The sequence below is a fragment of the Xanthomonas sp. CFBP 8151 genome, from assembly GCF_011761885.1.
GTDB classification, from domain to species: domain Bacteria; phylum Pseudomonadota; class Gammaproteobacteria; order Xanthomonadales; family Xanthomonadaceae; genus Xanthomonas; species Xanthomonas arboricola_B.
Genome location: NZ_JAASQZ010000002.1, coordinates 864,901 through 881,855, shown reverse-complemented (window position 1 = coordinate 881,855; position 16,955 = coordinate 864,901). Strand labels below are relative to the sequence as shown.

The 16,955-nt window shown below is 67.6% G+C and carries 10 protein-coding genes and 1 other RNA gene; 10 read left to right on the top strand and 1 reads right to left on the bottom strand.

Annotation, left to right across the window (positions count from 1 at the left end):
- Window positions 1-265 precede the first annotated feature (265 nt).
- The 8 genes from glgA (at window position 266) to FHT08_RS11685 (ending at window position 13,518) form a co-directional block, all read left to right on the top strand.
- A complete protein-coding gene (glgA, locus tag FHT08_RS11720) occupies window positions 266-1,849 on the top strand; it encodes a glycogen synthase GlgA (protein ID WP_104606944.1) in 1,584 nt (527 codons plus the stop codon).
- On the top strand, window positions 1,846-4,077 hold the full coding sequence (locus FHT08_RS11715) for a 1,4-alpha-glucan branching enzyme (protein ID WP_166775160.1): 2,232 nt from the start codon (window positions 1,846-1,848) through the stop codon (window positions 4,075-4,077). The genes glgA and FHT08_RS11715 overlap by 4 nt, the downstream gene beginning before the upstream one ends.
- A gap of 2 nt (window positions 4,078-4,079) precedes the next feature.
- The gene (gene treZ / locus FHT08_RS11710) at window positions 4,080-5,849 is read left to right on the top strand and encodes a malto-oligosyltrehalose trehalohydrolase (RefSeq protein WP_166775159.1); all 1,770 of its coding nucleotides are present in this window, start codon (window positions 4,080-4,082) and stop codon (window positions 5,847-5,849) included.
- The gene (malQ, locus tag FHT08_RS11705) at window positions 5,846-7,795 is read left to right on the top strand and encodes a 4-alpha-glucanotransferase (protein WP_166775158.1); all 1,950 of its coding nucleotides are present in this window, start codon (window positions 5,846-5,848) and stop codon (window positions 7,793-7,795) included. The genes treZ and malQ overlap by 4 nt, the downstream gene beginning before the upstream one ends.
- Window positions 7,792-10,395 carry a malto-oligosyltrehalose synthase gene (treY, locus tag FHT08_RS11700; protein ID WP_166775157.1) on the top strand — a complete coding sequence of 868 codons (2,604 nt, stop codon included), beginning with the start codon at window positions 7,792-7,794 and terminating at the stop codon, window positions 10,393-10,395. Before malQ ends, treY begins: the two co-directional genes overlap by 4 nt.
- Window positions 10,396-10,408: 13 nt before the next feature.
- Entirely contained in the window at window positions 10,409-10,582 is a 174-nt protein-coding gene (locus FHT08_RS11695; RefSeq protein ID WP_104538742.1) for a DUF2934 domain-containing protein, read from the top strand.
- A 124-nt stretch (window positions 10,583-10,706) separates the two neighbouring features.
- Entirely contained in the window at window positions 10,707-12,869 is a 2,163-nt protein-coding gene (glgX, locus tag FHT08_RS11690; RefSeq protein WP_166775156.1) for a glycogen debranching protein GlgX, read from the top strand.
- 16 nt (window positions 12,870-12,885) lie between these two features.
- Window positions 12,886-13,518, top strand: coding sequence for an NAD(P)H-binding protein (locus FHT08_RS11685; protein ID WP_166775155.1), 633 nt, complete (start codon window positions 12,886-12,888; stop codon window positions 13,516-13,518).
- A gap of 375 nt (window positions 13,519-13,893) precedes the next feature.
- Here the strand turns inward: FHT08_RS11685 and FHT08_RS11680 are convergent, their stop codons facing one another.
- Complete coding sequence (locus FHT08_RS11680; RefSeq protein ID WP_166775154.1) at window positions 13,894-14,670, bottom strand: SDR family NAD(P)-dependent oxidoreductase; 777 nt, start codon at window positions 14,668-14,670, stop codon at window positions 13,894-13,896.
- A gap of 213 nt (window positions 14,671-14,883) precedes the next feature.
- Between FHT08_RS11680 and FHT08_RS11675 the strand changes: the two genes are divergently transcribed.
- Both FHT08_RS11675 and FHT08_RS11670 read left to right on the top strand, forming a co-directional pair.
- A non-coding RNA gene (locus tag FHT08_RS11675) (sX9 sRNA) lies at window positions 14,884-14,960 on the top strand.
- 243 nt (window positions 14,961-15,203) lie between these two features.
- Window positions 15,204-16,613: an FAD/NAD(P)-binding protein gene (locus tag FHT08_RS11670; RefSeq protein ID WP_104538738.1), complete on the top strand. Its 1,410-nt coding sequence runs from the start codon at window positions 15,204-15,206 to the stop codon at window positions 16,611-16,613.
- Window positions 16,614-16,955 lie beyond the last annotated feature (342 nt).

Sequence of the window (16,955 nt, the reverse complement as noted above, 5' to 3'; positions counted from 1 at the left end):
GGCAGGGATGTCATCGCACTGCAATGCGCCGCTTATGCCAGTGGGCATGCGTAACCATGCGCATGGGCATGTTGGTGTCGCGGAAAAGTCAGCACGTATTCACGCATATTTTATTTGCCCGGGGTGTAGATTCGTCCCAAGGACAACGTGGAGTACGCGCGTTGGCCCCGCTCCTCATTCGTAGCAGGTCGTCTGGCTGAATCGGCAGATGATGGTTGTCGCTTCGCTGTTTTCCGTCTCCACCCACTTTACGACGGACGTTTAGATGGTTGCCATGATGCCGCTTCACGCCACTACTGCACGCTTCGAGCGCAGCACGATGCTCCCCACTCTCAAGAAGAGCGGGCGACCGCGTGATGCACGCGGTCGCTTCATTCGCCATCACGAGCGCCTGCCGGTGTCGCCGGCCGATACCCGCGGTGCCTTGTTTGTGGTGTCGGAGATGGCGGACTTCATCAAGGCGGGCGGTCTGGGCGATGTGGCTGCGGCGCTGCCACGCGCGCTGCGCCATCGCTACGACGTCCGGGTGCTGATCCCTGGCTACCGTGCGGTGCTGGCGCGTGCGGGCAAGGTGGAGATCGTCGGACGGGTACTGGCGCACGCCGCATTGCCGGCCTGCGACATCGGTCGCATCGTGCAATCGGACGGCCTGCCGATCTACATCCTGCTGTCCAAGGAGCTGTTCGAACGCGATGGCTCGCCGTACGTGAGCACCAGCGGCTCGGAGTTCGAAGACAACGCGATCCGCTTTGCCACCTTGTCGCATGCTGCCGCGCAGATCGCCGCCGGCCATGCCGGGCTGGGCTGGAAGCCGCGCCTGCTGCACCTCAACGACTGGCCGTGCGCGCTGGCTGCTGCCTATGTGCGCTGGTCCGGCGGCACCACGCCGTGCCTGTTGACCATCCATAACCTGGCCTACCAGGGCCTGGTGCCGTATTCGATGGCCGCTGCGCTGGGCATTCCGGCCGAGCATGTGGCCGAGCTGGAGTTCTATGGGCAGATGTCGTTCCTGCGCGGCGGCATCGTGCATGCCGACCACGTCAACACGGTCAGCGTCAGCTATGCCCAGCAGATCACCGGCCCGGCGCAGGGCTGCGGCCTGGACCGCCTGCTGGCCGGCCGCGCCGCCAAGGGCGCGCTGACCGGCATCGTCAACGGCATCGACGCCAGCTGGGACCCGCGTACCGACGAATATCTGGACACGCACTTCAGCGTCAATCAGTGGCAGGGCCGTCAGGCCAACGCTGCGCAGGTGCGCAAGGCCTTCGGGTTGCGCGAGAGCACCGGCCCGCTGTTTGCGGTGGTATCGCGGCTGGTGCACCAGAAGGGCCTGGACCTGATTTGCGAGGTCGCTCCGCAGATCGTGGCGGCCGGCGGCCAGATCGCGGTGATCGGCGGCGGCGAGCCGGAGATCGAGCAACAGGTCGCCGAGCTGACCCGGCGCTATCCGGGCCAGGTCGGTGCCTTCATCGGTTTCGAGGAAGGCCTGGCGCGGCGCATGTTTGCCGGCGCCGACTTCCTGCTAATGCCCTCGCGCTTCGAGCCGTGCGGCTTGAGCCAGATGTATGCGCAGCGCTTTGGCTGCCTGCCGATCGCGCACGCCACCGGTGGTCTGATCGACACGGTGGATGACGGCGTCACCGGCTTTTTGTTCCAGCACGCCAGCGTCGAGGCCTTGCGCCGCTGCCTGGAACGCGCGTTTCGCACCTTCCGCCTGCCCAGCCTGCTGTCGGCGATGCGCCGCGCGGCGATGCTGCGTCCCAGTGGCTGGGACGTGGCGGGCAAGAAATACCTCTCGCTGTACGAACGCACCGCCGCGACCGCTCCCGCGTTCGCGACGGTGTCATGAGCGAACGGCTGGGCGTGCAGGGGCAGGAGACGGAAGCGACGGCGGTGACCATGGACGGGATGTCGGATCTGGTGCAGAGCGTGCAGGCGCTGGCCGATGGCCTGCCTGCCGATGCATTCGCGGTATTGGGTTCGCATCTCCAGGCAGACGGCCGCCGGCTGGTGCGCGTGCTGGCGCCCGGCGCCGACGCCCTGGGCCTGATCGATCCGCGCGGCAAGTTGCTGGCGCGCATGCAGGCCGGCCCGGTCGATGGCGTGTTCGAGGGCACGCTGGCGGTCGAAGGCCCGTATCGGCTGCGCATCGTGTGGCCGGACGTGGTGCAGGAGATCGAAGACCCTTACGCCTTTGCCGCCACGCTGGACGAATCCGCCCTGCTGCAGATCGCTGCCGGGGACGGCCAGGCAGTGCGTCGCGCCCTGGGTGCCCAGCACCTGCGCGACGGCGATGTGCCCGGGGTGCGCTTTGCGGTGTGGGCGCCGCACGCGCAGCGTGTGGCGGTGGTGGGCGATTTCAATGGCTGGGACGTGCGCCGGCATCCGATGCGCCCGCGCATCGGCGGCTTCTGGGAGCTGTTCCTGCCGCGCGTGGAAGCCGGAACGCGTTACAAGTACGCCATTACCGCTGCCGATGGCCGCGTGTTGCTCAAGGCCGACCCGGTGGCACGCCAGAGCGAGTTGCCGCCGGCCACCGCCTCGGTGGTGCCGGGCGCGGCAGCGTTTGCCTGGACCGACGCCGCCTGGATGGCCGCACGCGATGCCAGTGCCGCGCCGGCGCCGCTGTCGATCTATGAAGTGCACGCCGCGTCCTGGCGGCGCGATGGGCACAATCAGCCGCTGGACTGGCCGGGGCTGGCCGCACAACTGATTCCTTATGTGCAGCAGCTCGGCTTTACCCATATCGAGTTGCTGCCAATCACCGAGCATCCGTTCGGCGGCTCCTGGGGCTATCAGCCGCTAGGGCTGTATGCGCCGACTGCGCGCCACGGCAGCCCGGATGGCTTTGCGCAGTTCGTCGACGCCTGTCATCGCGCCGGCATCGGCGTGATCCTGGACTGGGTCAGCGCGCACTTCCCCGATGACGCACATGGCCTGGCGCAGTTCGACGGCGCCGCGGTGTACGAGCATGCCGACCCGCGCGAAGGCATGCATCGCGACTGGAACACGCTGATCTACAACTACGGTCGGCCCGAAGTGACCGCCTACCTGCTGGGCAGCGCGCTGGAGTGGATCGACCACTACCACCTCGACGGTCTGCGCGTGGATGCGGTGGCCTCGATGCTGTATCGCGACTATGGCCGTGCCGAAGGCGAGTGGGTGCCCAACGCGCATGGCGGCCGCGAGAATCTGGAAGCGGTCGCCTTCCTGCGCCAGCTCAACAACGAGATCGCCACGCGCTTTCCCGGTGTGCTGACCATCGCCGAAGAGTCCACCGCCTGGCCGGGCGTGACCGCGCCGATCAGCGCGGGCGGCCTGGGCTTCACCCACAAATGGAACATGGGCTGGATGCACGACACGCTGAGCTACATGCAGCGCGACCCGGCCGAGCGCGCGCAGCACCACAGCCAGCTCACCTTCGGCCTGGTGTACGCGTTCTCCGAGCGTTTCGTGTTGCCGATCTCGCACGACGAAGTGGTGCATGGCACCGGTGGCCTGCTCGGGCAGATGCCAGGCGACGACTGGCGGCGCTTTGCCAACCTGCGCGCGTATCTGGCGCTGATGTGGGCGCACCCGGGCGACAAGCTGCTGTTCATGGGCGCCGAATTCGGCCAGTGGAACGACTGGAATCACGACCAATCGCTGGACTGGCATCTGCTCGACGGTGCCGCGCATCGCGGTGTGCAGCAACTGGTCGGCGATCTCAACGCTGCATTGCGCCGGGTGCCGGCGTTGTATCGCGGCACGCATCGCGCCGACGGTTTCGACTGGAGCGTGGCCGACGACGCGCGCAACAGCGTACTGGCGTTCATCCGCCACGATCCCGATGGCGGCGCCCCCTTGCTGGCGGTGAGCAACCTCACCCCGCAACCGCACCACGACTATCGCGTTGGGGTGCCGCGTGCCGGCGGCTGGCGCGAAATCCTCAATACCGACAGTGCCCATTACGGTGGCAGCAACCTCGGCAACAGCGGTCGCCTGGCGACCGAGCCGATGGGCATGCACGGGCACGCACAACGCCTGCGCCTGACCCTGCCGCCGCTGGCCACGATCTATCTGCAAGCGGAGAAGTAAGAATGAACGAGCGCAACGACACCACGCCGGCATGGGGTGCATGGCCAGCGGGTGAGGGACAGGTGCGCTTCGCGCTCTGGGCACCGGACGCCGGGAGCGTGGACGTGGTCTTCGACGACGGCGCGCGCGTCGCGTTGCAGGCCGCGCAGGATGGCTTCTTCAGCGCGGTGATCGAATGCGCGGCGTATGCGCGCTATCGCTACAGCGTCGATGGCGGCGAACCGGTGCCGGATCCGGCCTCGCGCTGGCAGCCCGAGGGCGTGCACGGCCCCAGCGCCGTGCAGCGCAGCGATGGCTACGCCTGGCAGAACACCCACTGGCAGGGACGGCCGTGGGTCGAGGCGGTGATCTACGAATTGCACGTCGGCAGCTGCGGCGGCTACGCCGGCGTGCAGGCGCAACTGTCGCAGCTGGCGGCGATGGGCATCACCGCGATCGAGCTGATGCCGCTGAGCGCATTTCCGGGCGCGCACAACTGGGGCTACGACGGCGTGCTGCCGTACGCGCCGGTGGAAGCCTATGGCACGCCCGACCAATTGAAGGCCCTGATCGACGCCGCGCACGGACACGGTCTGATGGTGTTGCTGGACGTGGTTTATAACCACTTCGGCCCGGACGGCAATTACCTGCACAGCTATGCCGCCGCGTTCTTCAACGAGGACAAGCCCACTCCGTGGGGCGCGGCGATCGATTTCCGCAAGCCGCAGGTGCAGCGTTACTTTCTCGACAATGCGCTGATGTGGCTGCACGAATACGGCTTTGACGGCCTGCGCCTGGATGCGGTGCACGCGATCACCCCGAATGCCTTCCTGGATACCTTGCGGCAGACCGTGCAGGCCAGCCTGCCGGCCAGCCTGCCGGCCGGCCGCCATGTGCATCTGGTGCTGGAAAACGAGGCCAACCAGGCCTCGCAGCTGCAACGCGGCTACACGGCGCAATGGGACGACGATTTCCACAACGCCCTGCATGTGCTGCTGACCGGCGAAGAAGAAGGCTATTACGCCGCCTTCGCCGACAAACCCACCCAGCACCTGGCGCGCGTGCTGGGCGAAGGCTTCGCCTACCAGGGCGAGCCGGACCCGCGCGGGCATGTGCGTGGCGAGCCCAGTGGGGCGCTGCCGCCGCACAAGTTCGTGGTCTTTGCGCAGAACCACGACCAGATCGGCAACCGTGCGCGCGGCGAGCGGCTGAGCGTGCTGGTATCGCCGCAGCGCCTGCGTGCTGCGCTGGCACTGACCACGCTGACGCCGATGATTCCGCTGTTCTTCATGGGCGAGCCGTGGGGCGCCACGCAGCCGTTCCTGTTCTTCACCGATTTCGGCCCGCCGCTGGATGATGCGGTACGCGAAGGGCGGCGCCGCGAATTCGCGCATTTCGCCGCATTCGCCGACGAAGCGCAGCGCGCCACCATCCCCGATCCGAACAGTCACGACACCTTTGCCGCCTCGCGCTCGCCGATCGAAGACGCCGCGCAGGGCGAAGGCGTGCAGTGGACAGCCTGGTTCAAGGCGCTGCTGGGCGTGCGTCGGCAGTGGCTGGTACCGGGGCTTGCACAGGCGCGCGCGGTGGGTGCCAGCGTGCTGGCCGACGGTGCAGTGACCGCCAGCTGGGAATTGCCCGACGGGCTGTGGCATATCGCCTTCAACGTCGGTGCCTCGGCGGTGCCGATGCCGCCGCTGCGCGGCCGCGTGGCGCATGTCGAAAACGTCGCTGCCGACGCGCAACAGTTGCCGGTCGATGGCTTCATCGCCTGGCACGAGGCGCGCGCATGAGCACCCGCGATCTGAGCAGAAGCGATCTGCATGCGCTGGCCGGCGCGGCCGGGGTGATGGTGGACTGGGTGGATGCCAGCGACCGGCCACGGCAGGTGTCCGATCACTCGCTGCATGCGGTGCTCACCGCGCTGGAGCTGCCCGCCGGCACCGCTGCGCAGCGCCAAGACAGCCTGCGTCGCTGCAAGGCGCAGGCCACCGAGCCGGCGCCGCTGCTGACCGTGCAGGTGGCCGGGTTGCTGCCGGTATCGGTTGCCGCCAATGCCAGCGGCCGTTGGCTGGACGACAGCGGCGCCAGCGAGCCGGCGCATGCCGATGCGCAGGGGCAGGTGCGTGCGCCGCAGCGCTTCGGCTACTGGACGCTGCAGATCGACAGCCTGACCCAGCAGGTCGCGGTCGCCCCGCAACGCTGCTTCAGCGTGGCCGATGCCTGTGGCCTGCCGGCACCGCGTGCCTGGGGCATGGCGCTGCAGGTGTATTCGGCGCGCAGCATCGACGACGCCGGCATCGGCGACGCATCGGGCACGGTGGAATGGGTGCGGCATGCCGCACTGGCCGGCGCCGATGCCCTGGCCCTGAGCCCGGTGCATGCCGCGCGCCCGGTCACCGGCGGCTACAGCCCGTATTCGCCCAGCGACCGGCGTTTTCTCGATCCCCTGCATGCAGCGCCAGTGCGCGTATTGGGCGAGCTCGCGCTGGAGGCGATCAACGAGGTGCCCGGCCTGCGCGAGCGCTTCGATACGCTGCACCACAGCGCCCTGATCGACTGGCCGGCCTCGGCGCAGGCTAAGTTGCAGCTGCTGCGTCATCTCTATACCCGCGTGCGCGCCGATCACCCCGATCTGCTAGCCTTCCGCAGCGAGGGCGGCGATGCGCTGGCGGGTTTTGCACGGTTTGCCGCGCAGGATTTCGGCGATGGCGATCCGCAGCTGCACGTGTTCACGCAATGGCTGGCCGCGCGCAGCTGGTCCGATGCGCAACGGCAGGCGCACGAGCGCGGCATGAAGATCGGTTTGATCGCCGATCTGGCCGTCGGCTTCGATCCCAATGGCGCCGAAGCCGCCGCGGCCGCCGACACCGTGCTGCGCGGCCTGGTGCTGGGCGCGCCGCCGGATGCCTTCAATGCGGACGGCCAGCACTGGGGCATCGGTGCGTATTCGCCCACGGCGTTGCGGCGTAGTGGCTATGCGCCATACATCGCGCTGCTGCGCGCAGTGCTGCGCGATCGCGGCGGCATTCGCATCGACCATATCCTGGGGTTGTTGCGGCTGTGGGTGGTGCCGGAAGGTGCCAGCTCCAACGAGGGCGCGTATCTGGCCTATCCGCTGCACGATCTGCTCAATCTGCTCGCGCTGGAATCGTGGCGGCATCGGGCGATCGTCATTGGCGAAGACCTCGGCGTGGTGCCGCCGGGCATCCGCGAGGAACTGTCGCGGCGCGGGGTGATGGGCATCGATGTGTTGATGTTCACCCGCGACGACGATGGCGCCTTCGTCTCGCCGGCGCTGTGGCGGCCGGACGCGGTGGCCACCACCACCACGCACGATTTGCCCACCCTGACCGGCTGGCGCGAAGGCCGCGATATCGACTGGCGACGCAAGCTGGAACTGATCCAGCCCGCGCAGGCGAGCGATGACGCCACCGCGCGCAGCAAGGACCTGGCACGCCTGGATGCGGCAGTCGAACACGCCGGCCTCAGCGCGGCGGACGACCCGCTGCTGGGCGCGCTGCGCTTCACCGCCACCAGCGTGTCGCCCCTGGCCTTGCTGCCGGTGGAAGACGCGCTGGCGCTGCAAGAACAACCCAATCTGCCGGGCACCGTCGAGGTCCATCCCAACTGGCGTCGACGCCTGCCCGATCCCTTGCCGCATGCGCGCCTGAGTACGGCGCTGCAGGGCTTTGCCGAGGCGCGTCGCGTCGCGGCCGTTTCGGAACCGCATCCATGATCGAGCTTCGCGCCACCGCCCGCCTGCAACTGCATGTCGGCTTCACCCTGTACGATGCGCTCGCGCAGGTGCCGTATTACGCCGGGCTTGGCATCAGCCATCTGTACCTGTCGCCGATCGGCACTGCGGTGCCGGGTTCGACGCACGGCTACGACAATATCGACCCGGCCGTGGTCAATCCCGAACTCGGCGGCGAAGAGGCGCTGATCGCCTTGTCGCAGGCCGCGCGCGAACACGGCATGGGCCTGATCGCCGACATCGTGCCCAACCACATGGCCACGCACGCGGACAACGCGTGGTGGTGGGATGTGCTGCGCAACGGCCGCAGCGCCAAGCATGCCGACTGGTTCGACATCGACTGGCGCGCCCCGGGCCGCGACGGCAAGTTGTGGCTGGCGGTGCTGGACCGCCCGTATGCCACCGCACTGGCCGAAGGCCTGATCACCCTGGTGGTCGAAGACGACGGCAGCGCGGCACTGGCGCACTACGACCAGCGCTACCCGATCCGTCCGCAGACGCTGGAGGTGCCGGAAAAGGCCGCACGTGCGCAATGGCTGCGCGACTACAACGACGGCGCCAAGCGCGGCGATGGCCGTCTGCACAAGCTGATCGAACGCCAGCCGTACCGCTTGAACTGGTGGCGCGTGGGCAACGACATGCTCAACTACCGTCGCTTTTTCGATATCACCTCGTTGGTGGCATTGCGCGTGGAGCTGCCGGCGGTGTTTGATGCGGTGCATGCGCTGCCGCTGCGGCTGGTGGCCGAAGGCCATCTGGACGGCTTGCGCATCGACCACGTGGACGGGCTCACCGACCCCACCGGCTACGTGCGCAAGCTGCGCAGCCGGCTGGATGCGGCCGGCCGCACGCGTGGCCTCAAGCCCGGCACGCTGGGGCTGTATCTGGAAAAGATCCTGGCGCCCGGCGAAGCCTTGCCGGCCGACTGGCCCTGCGATGGCACCACCGGCTACGACTTCATGGACCAGGTGGGCGGCGTGCTGCATGACGCGGCCGGCTTCAAGCCACTGGCGCGTGCCTGGCAGAAGGTGAGCGGGCGCAGTGGCGACTTTGCTCAGGAAGAGCGCAGCGCACGCGACGAGATCCTGCGCGGCCCGCTGCAGACCGAATTCAATCGCGCCGTGGGTGCGTTGTCGGCACTGGCGCGGCTGGACCCGCCTACGCGCGAGTTCAGCCCGCAGATGCTGGCGCGCGGCCTGTGCGTGTTGCTGCGCTGGTTCCCGGTGTACCGCACCTACGCCGGTGCCAAGGGCGTGACCGGCAGCGAAGCCGAGCGCCTGCGCGCCACCGCCGCGCGTGCCCGCGAGGGCATGCCGGAGTCCATCGTTGCGGCCGTCGACGCGATCGAGCGCTGGCTGCTCGACGATGCCGGCGCCGACCGCGCGCAGGTCGCCTTGCGCCGCATCCTGCGTCGTCGCGTGGAGCAGTTGTCCGCACCGCTCAATGCCAAGTCGGTGGAAGACACCGCGTTCTACCGGCATGGCGTGCTGCTGTCGCGCAACGAGGTCGGTAGCCATCCGACCCACTTCGCCAACGAGCCTGCCGAGTTCCACGCGCAGAATCTCGAACGCGCCAAGCACTTCCCGCGCGCGTTGCTGGCCACCGCCACGCACGACCACAAGCGCGGCGAAGACCTGCGCATGCGGCTGGCGGTGCTGTCCGAGCAGCCGCGTTGGTGGATCGAGCAGAGCAGCCAGTTCGATGCCTTGACCGAGACGCTGGACTCGCCGGCACTGGCCGGGGGCGACCAGCAAATGCTCTGGCAGACCCTGGTGGCCGCCTGGCCGATCGGCCTGGGTGCCGACCAGACCGAGCCGCTGGCCGAGTACGCCGAGCGCGTTGCGCAGTGGCTGCTCAAGGCAGTGCGCGAAGCCAAGCTGCACACCAGCTGGACCGACGGCTCGCCGGCCTACGAGCAGGCCGTGCAGGCCACCGTGGAGCAGGTGCTGTGCAGCCGCGCCGGGTTGCCGCTGCGGCGTGCGCTGCTGCGCGCCAGCAACCATATCGCCGCCGCCGGTGCGCGCAACGCGCTGGTACAGACCACGTTGCGCCTGACCGTGCCGGGCGTGCCCGACCTGTACCAGGGCACCGAAGGCTGGGATCTGTCGCTGGTGGATCCGGACAACCGCCGCCCGGTCGACTATGCGCAGCGCCAGCGATGGCTGCAACAGGCGCGCGACTGGAACACGCTGCTGCGCAGCTGGCGCGATGGCGCGGTCAAGGCACGTTTGACTGCACTGCTGTTGCAGTTGCGGGCCGAACATCCGGCGCTGTTTGCGAAGGGCGATTATCAACCGTTGGCCGTGGCCGTCAGCGGCGATGCACAGGTACTTGCGTTCCGCCGCCAGTACCGCGGCCAGTCGCTGGTGGTGGCAGTGACGCGGCTGGGTGCCGGCAACGCAGGCGATGGCGACCTGCCGCTGCTGGTGCCGCCGGCCAGTTGGGGTCAGGCGTCGTTGGCATTGCCGCACGCCACGTATCGTAATGTGCTCGATGGCAGCACGCTGCAGCCACAAGGCGGCCGCGTGGCGATATCCACGCTGTTTGCACGTGCGCCAGTGGCAGTGTTGTTGACCCCCTAAGAGAACGTACGCAATGAACGACATGGAACGGCAAGCGCGGCTTCGCCAGTTGGCACAGGAGATCTGGGAGGCCGAAGGCCGCCCGGACGGCCACGCAGATCGGCACTGGGCCATGGCCGAGCGCCTGGTGGATGCCGAAGAACGCGCCGCCGAGCAGGCCGGCCTGCCGGCGACTGCACGCCAGTAACGGTCCCTCTGTCACCTTGCATGGTGCACGCTGCAGGCGGCGCCGTGTCGGGGTGAGCGTACACAGGCACGCAGGCACCCGCATTCGCTCAGCGTTTTGAGTTCACCGTTCTCAGGAGTTACCGATGGCCACCCGCAAGTTCACTCAGCGCTCGCGCATCCGCGAAGGCCGTCCCAACCCGCTCGGCGCCACCTGGGATGGCCTGGGGGTCAATTTCGCGCTGTACTCGCGCAATGCCACCCGCGTGGAACTGTGCCTGTTCGACGAGCGTGGACGCGAGCAGGAGCGCCTGGCGCTGCCCGAGTACACCGACGAGGTCTGGCACGGCTATCTGCCCGACGCACGCCCCGGCCAGCTGTACGGCTATCGCGTGCACGGACCGTATGCGCCCGAGGCCGGGCATCGCTTCAACCACAACAAGCTGCTGCTGGACCCGTATGCCAAGCAGATCGTCGGCGAGCTCAAATGGGCACCGCATCTGTTCGGCTACACCATCGGCCACCGCGACAAGGATCTGAGCTTCGATCGCCGCGACAGCGCCGCATTCATGCCCAAATCCGCGGTGATCGACCCGGCTTTCACCTGGGGCCAGGACCGCCCGCCGCAGACGCCGTGGAACCGCACGGTGATCTACGAAGCGCACGTGCGCGGTCTGAGCATGCTGCATCCGGCAGTGCCGCCGGAAAACCGCGGCACCTTCTCGGCCCTGAAGACCGACGAGCTGATCGACCATATCAGCTTACTCGGCGTCACTTCGGTAGAGCTGCTCCCGGTTCACGCCTTCGTCGACGATCAATATTTGCTTGAAAAAGGCCTGCGCAACTACTGGGGCTACAACACGCTGGGGTTTTTCGCACCGCAGGCGCGTTACATGGCCACGCGCACCGTGGCCGAGTTCAAGCAGATGGTGGCGCGGCTGCATCACGCCGGGCTGGAAGTGCTGCTGGACGTGGTCTACAACCACACCGCCGAAGGCAACGAGCTGGGGCCGACGCTGTCGTTCAAGGGCATCGACAACGCCAGCTACTACCGCCTGGCCGACGATCGCCGCTTCTACATCAACGATACCGGTACCGGAAATACCTTCGATCTGACCAATGTCGGCGCGCTGCGCATGGTGATGGATTCGCTGCGTTACTGGGTGCAGGAAATGCATGTCGACGGCTTCCGTTTCGATCTGGCCAGCATCCTTGGACGCGAGCGTTACGGCTTCGACCCGTCGGGCAGCTTTCTCGATGCGGTGCGCCAGGATCCGGTGCTGAGCCAGACCAAGCTGATCGCCGAGCCGTGGGACATCGGCCCGGGCGGTTACCAGGTCGGCAATTTCCCCCCGGGCTGGGTGGAGTGGAACGACAAGTTCCGCGACAACGTGCGCGCGTTCTGGCGTGGCGAGGGCGGTCAGCTGGCCGAACTGGCCACGCGGCTGACCGGCTCGGCCGACCTGTTCAACCACAGCGGCCGCCGCCCCACTGCGTCGGTCAATTTCGTCACCGCGCATGATGGTTTCACCCTGCGCGATCTGGTCAGCTACGAAGGCAAGCACAACTTGGCCAACGGCGAAGAGGGCAGGGACGGCAGCGACCACAATATCTCGGCCAATTACGGGGTCGAAGGCGACACCAACGATCCGGCCATCAAGCAACTGCGCCGTCAGCAGATGCGCAACCTGCTGGCCACGTTGTTGCTGTCGCAGGGCACGCCGATGCTGCTGGCCGGCGATGAGTTTGGCCATAGCCAGAATGGCAACAACAACGCGTATTGCCAGGACAACGAACTGACCTGGATCGACTGGACCGCCGCCACCAAGGCCGCCGCCGCCGATCAGGCTGCGTTCGTGCGGCGGCTGATCCGTATCCGCCAGCGTTATCCGCTGCTGCATCGCGCCCGCTTCTTCGATGGCAAGTTCGACGAAGCGCTGGGCCTGAAGGATCTCACCTGGCTGGCACCGGACGGCCACGAGATGGACGAAGCCGGTTGGCACGACCCGGAAGCGCGCGCGCTGATGTTGCGGCTGGATGGTCGTTCGCCGACCACCGGCTTGCGCGAGATCGCCGCCAACGTGACCTTGCTGATGCTGATCAATGCCGCCTCCACCGGCGTGTCGTTCACACTGCCGGCGATGCACGACGAACACTGGCGCGTGCTGATCGATACCGCGCGCCATGGCGGGCGCGTGGTGGCCGGCGGCAGCGAATGGAAGGCGCCGGCGCACTCGCTGACCTTGCTGGCAGTGGAGCGCGATCGCATCGCCAGCAGTGCGCGCATCGTTTCCGAGGGTGCGCGCTGATGGCCGGGGTGGCCTGATGGATGTGCTGCTGGCAGGAGCCACCGGCCTGGTCGGTGGACATGTCCTGCAACAACTGCTGGCCGATGCGCGCTGTACCGGCGTGGTGGCGATCACGCGCCGGCCGCTTTCGCAGATTCATCCCAAGCTGCGCAACCAGGTGATCGATTTCGAGCGCCTGGACCACTGGACCGCACCGCGCATGGAAGTGGCCATCTGCGCCCTGGGCAGCACGATGAAGCAGGCCGGCTCGCGCGAAGCGTTTTATCGCATCGATCACGACTACCCGATGGCGCTGGCACGTGCTGTCTGCGCGCAAGGCACCTCGGTATTCGTACTGAATTCGGCCGCCGGTGCCGATGCGCGGTCGCGCATCTTCTATAACCGCGTCAAGGGCGAACTGGAACGCGACCTGCGCGCGGTCGGCTTCCCCTCGCTCACTTTCGTGCGCCCCGGCCTGATCGGCGGCGAGCGCACGCAGCGCCGCACCGGCGAACATATCGGCAGCCTCGTGCTGGGCGCGCTCGGCCCGCTGCTGCCACGCCGCTTCCGCATCAACCCGGCCGAACGCATCGCCGCCGCCATGGTCAGCGCCGCGCTGGCACCGGCGCGTGGGGAGCACAGCGTCGAGGCTGCGGAGCTGACTGACTAACGTCGCCTTGTCGCCTTGTCGCGAGGCAGTCGGATAGATATGAGGAGCCGCCGTGTCGTAGGAGCGTGCCCGCGCGCGACGGAGCTTTATCGGTAACGCCTCATCGCGCGCAGGCACGCTCCTACAGGTTTACGCGCAGCGGATCGCCATGTTCGCCAGCCCAAACCCCGCTAACACCCCAACGGCTGCCCGCCATCAACCAGCACCTGCCCGTCGTCGCTAGCGTGTCGCGTATGCAGGAACTGGTTGTCCGCTATTCGTAGGAGCGTGCCTGCGCGCGACGGAGTTTTATCGATAACGCCTCGTCGCGCGCAGGCACGCTGCTATGGATCGGCGTGCGGCCGATTGGCATCTCCGCCAGCAGAAATACCGTGCTCACACACCCAACGACTGCCCGCCATCCACTGCCAGCACTTGCCCGGTGATCCAGCGTGCTTGTGGCGATGCCAGGAACAACGCCGCATCGGCGATGTGCTGCACGTGACCGAATCCCCCGAACGGGATGCTGTCGCGGATGCGGGCATACAGCTCCGGTTCTTCATCGCGGCGGCGGGCCCATAGCCCGTCGGGGAATTCGATCGAGCCCGGTGCGATCGCGTTGACGCGGATGCGCTCGCGGGCGAGTTCGGCGGCCAGCGTGGTGGTGTAGTAATTCAGGGCAGCCTTGGCGGTGGAGTAGGCGATCGCACGTGGCGTGGGACGTTGCGCATTGATCGAGCTGATATTGAGGATCACTGCCGCATCGCTGTTGCGCAGGTACGGCAGCGCGGCGCGATTGCAGCGCACTGCTGCCATCAGATCCACGTCCAGGCCGGCTTGCCAGCTCGCATCGTCGTTGCCGTGTCCATAACCGGAGGCATTGCTGATCACCACGTCCAGACCATTCAGTGCCTGCGCTGCGGCCTGCACATAGGCCTCGATTTGCGCAGCGTCCGACAGGTCGCAGGCGAAGGTGTGTACCGGGGCTCCATGAGGCGCCAACGCGTGGGCGGCCTGTGCGAGGCCATCGGCATTGCGTGCGCACAGCGAGACCTGCGCGCCGTTGCGCACGAACGCTTCGGCAATGGCCAGGCCGATGCCACGGCTGCCGCCTGCGATCAGCACGCGTTGATTGCGTGGCGAGATTTGCTTGGATGCTGCGGAAATGGACATGGCGGACACTCGATCGGAAACCGACATTATCGAGCAGCCCGGTCGTGACGCGGTGCTCGGTGCCGTTGCAGTGTTGAACGCAGCATCGCAATGTCTGCTGTCCGTTTCACCACTTCCACCGCTTCTGCCAACGACGCGCCGCCACCGCGCGTAGCGGGCTGGCGATCTACTGCGCTCATCCCCAGGCGCGCGCGGCCGGTGCTCGGAATTGCCATGTGCCACTCGTACACTCGGGTTTTGAGCGCGCCGTCCACACGCCCCGAGCGATTGCTCGCTACGTTTTGTCAGCCACCCTAAATCGCGGTGCGCAGCGCTGCGCTGCGAGCCAGGTTGGGAGCCATGCACCGGCACCTGGCTGCGGTCGCGTGCGCTGTCATCTTTGTGCAATGCCGTCCGTACGCCGCTTGCGACGCAAGCCTCATCACCAAGCATGATCAGCTCATGCGTTTTCGGTTGCTCGCCGCTAACCATTTGTTTACACGTTTGCGCCGCGCTGCGGGCACAACGTGCGGGTCATTCAGTGGGAGTTGCACATGGAAACCCATATCACCGTCATCGGTGCCGGCTTCTGCGGCACCGCGCTGGTCCGTGCGCTGGCGCAGACGGCCGATGCGCAGGTGCGCATCACCCTGGTCGGCGTGGCCGAGACCTTCGGCAGCGGCATCGCCTACGGCGCCGCCCGTCCGGAGCACCTGCTCAACGTGCGCGCCAAGGACCTGGGCATCGACGCGCAGGCACCAGGCGCCTTCGCCGACACCCTGCACCTGGGCGACAACGGGCGACTGGAATTCCTGCCGCGCCTTGCCTATGGCGATTATCTGCGCAGCGAGCTGGACACCGCTGTCAGTGGCGCGCAAGCGTCGATCGTGCGGCTGTCGCAGGAAGCGGTGGCGGTGGAGCGTGCGCGCAAGGGCTTTCGCGTGTTCCTGGCCAATGGCGATGCCTTCCACAGCGATCGGGTGGTGCTGGCGGTGGGCGCACTGCAGCCGCAGGCGCTGGCCGGGATCGGCCCGCGCCTGAGCGTGCATCCGCGCTATATCGGCTGGCCGTGGCAGGGCGATGCCCTGGCGCGCTTGTCGCCGGACGACGATGTGCTGATCGTCGGCACCGGGCTGACCATGGTGGACGTGGCATTGACCCTGCACACGCGCGGGCATCGCGGCCGCCTGCTGGCGATCTCGCGACGCGGCCTGGCGCCGCAAGCGCACCTGCGCCAGCCGGGCGCGGCGCTGGAATTGCCGCCGCATCTGCAGCGCGCACTCAAGGATGCCGACCTGCGTGGCCTGCTGCGCGGTGTGCGTCAGCTCAGTGCGGTGGTCGACGACTGGCGACGCGTGGTGGATGCCTTGCGCCCGCATCTGCAACCGCTGTGGCAGCGGCTGGAGTTGCCGCAGCGTGCACGTTTCCTGCGCCATCTGCGCCCGTACTGGGAGGTGGCGCGGCACCGCGTTGCGCCGGGCGCGGCGGAACAGCTGGCGCACTTGCAGCAATCGGGGCAACTGCAGATCGTCGCAGCGCGCCTGCTGCGTGCGCGTTGGGTACCCGACGGCGTGGAAGCGGTGATCCGCCCGCGTGGATCGGCCGACGCGCAGACCGGTCATTACGATGCGGTGATCCGCGCCACGGGTCTGGATACCGATATCGACCGCACCAGCGACCCGCTGATCGCCGGCATGCGCGAGGCGGGGCTGTTGCGTGCCGATCCGCTGGGTCTGGGCGTGGATACCGATGCGCAACTGCGCGTGCGCGATGGCGCCGGGCAGATCGTGCCAGGGTTGTATTGCGTGGGCCCGCTGCTGCGCGGGCGCTATTGGGAAATCACCGCCGTGCCGGAGTTGCGCGTGGCCACACGTGCCCTGGCAGAGCGTCTGTTGCTGGGTGCGATGCCGGCGTTACAGCCAGAACCGGAACAGGTGCCGCGCGAGGCCAATGCGCGTCTATAGCCAGGTCTAACGTCACTCCAACATCTCGATGGATGTCTTGACTCGCGCCGCGAGCGCTCGCCGGCTCGTCGCTCCCGTCCGACCAGCACGGTTTCTACGAGCCCATGAGCGATGTCTGCGACGATGGCGTGGTCCCGTCGCAGAGCTCAAAGAAGTGCCACCTGCTCGATTCCCTCCCCGAATCCGCGTGGCCGCGTCTGTGCGGCAATGACCGGGCTTGCTGCGAGAGGCAGGGCCGGCATGCGCTGGCGGTCGATTCCCGACCTCGTCGCGGTGCAGGCCCGACGTCCACCCGCAGCGCCGGCATTCACGCAGAATGCTCGTGTGGCCTCACAATAGGCG

Excerpts from the sequence above, each read along its gene's own strand:
- glgA (WP_104606944.1), top strand. The coding sequence starts at position 266 with ATGGTTGCCATGATGCCGCTTCACGCCACTACTGCACGCTTCGAGCGC.
- FHT08_RS11715 (WP_166775160.1), top strand. The coding sequence starts at position 1,846 with ATGAGCGAACGGCTGGGCGTGCAGGGGCAGGAGACGGAAGCGACGGCG.
- treZ (WP_166775159.1), top strand. The coding sequence starts at position 4,080 with ATGAACGAGCGCAACGACACCACGCCGGCATGGGGTGCATGGCCAGCG.
- malQ (WP_166775158.1), top strand. The coding sequence starts at position 5,846 with ATGAGCACCCGCGATCTGAGCAGAAGCGATCTGCATGCGCTGGCCGGC.
- treY (WP_166775157.1), top strand. The coding sequence starts at position 7,792 with ATGATCGAGCTTCGCGCCACCGCCCGCCTGCAACTGCATGTCGGCTTC.
- FHT08_RS11695 (WP_104538742.1), top strand. The coding sequence starts at position 10,409 with ATGAACGACATGGAACGGCAAGCGCGGCTTCGCCAGTTGGCACAGGAG.
- glgX (WP_166775156.1), top strand. The coding sequence starts at position 10,707 with ATGGCCACCCGCAAGTTCACTCAGCGCTCGCGCATCCGCGAAGGCCGT.
- FHT08_RS11685 (WP_166775155.1), top strand. The coding sequence starts at position 12,886 with ATGGATGTGCTGCTGGCAGGAGCCACCGGCCTGGTCGGTGGACATGTC.
- FHT08_RS11680 (WP_166775154.1), bottom strand. The coding sequence starts at position 14,670 with ATGTCCATTTCCGCAGCATCCAAGCAAATCTCGCCACGCAATCAACGC.
- FHT08_RS11670 (WP_104538738.1), top strand. The coding sequence starts at position 15,204 with ATGGAAACCCATATCACCGTCATCGGTGCCGGCTTCTGCGGCACCGCG.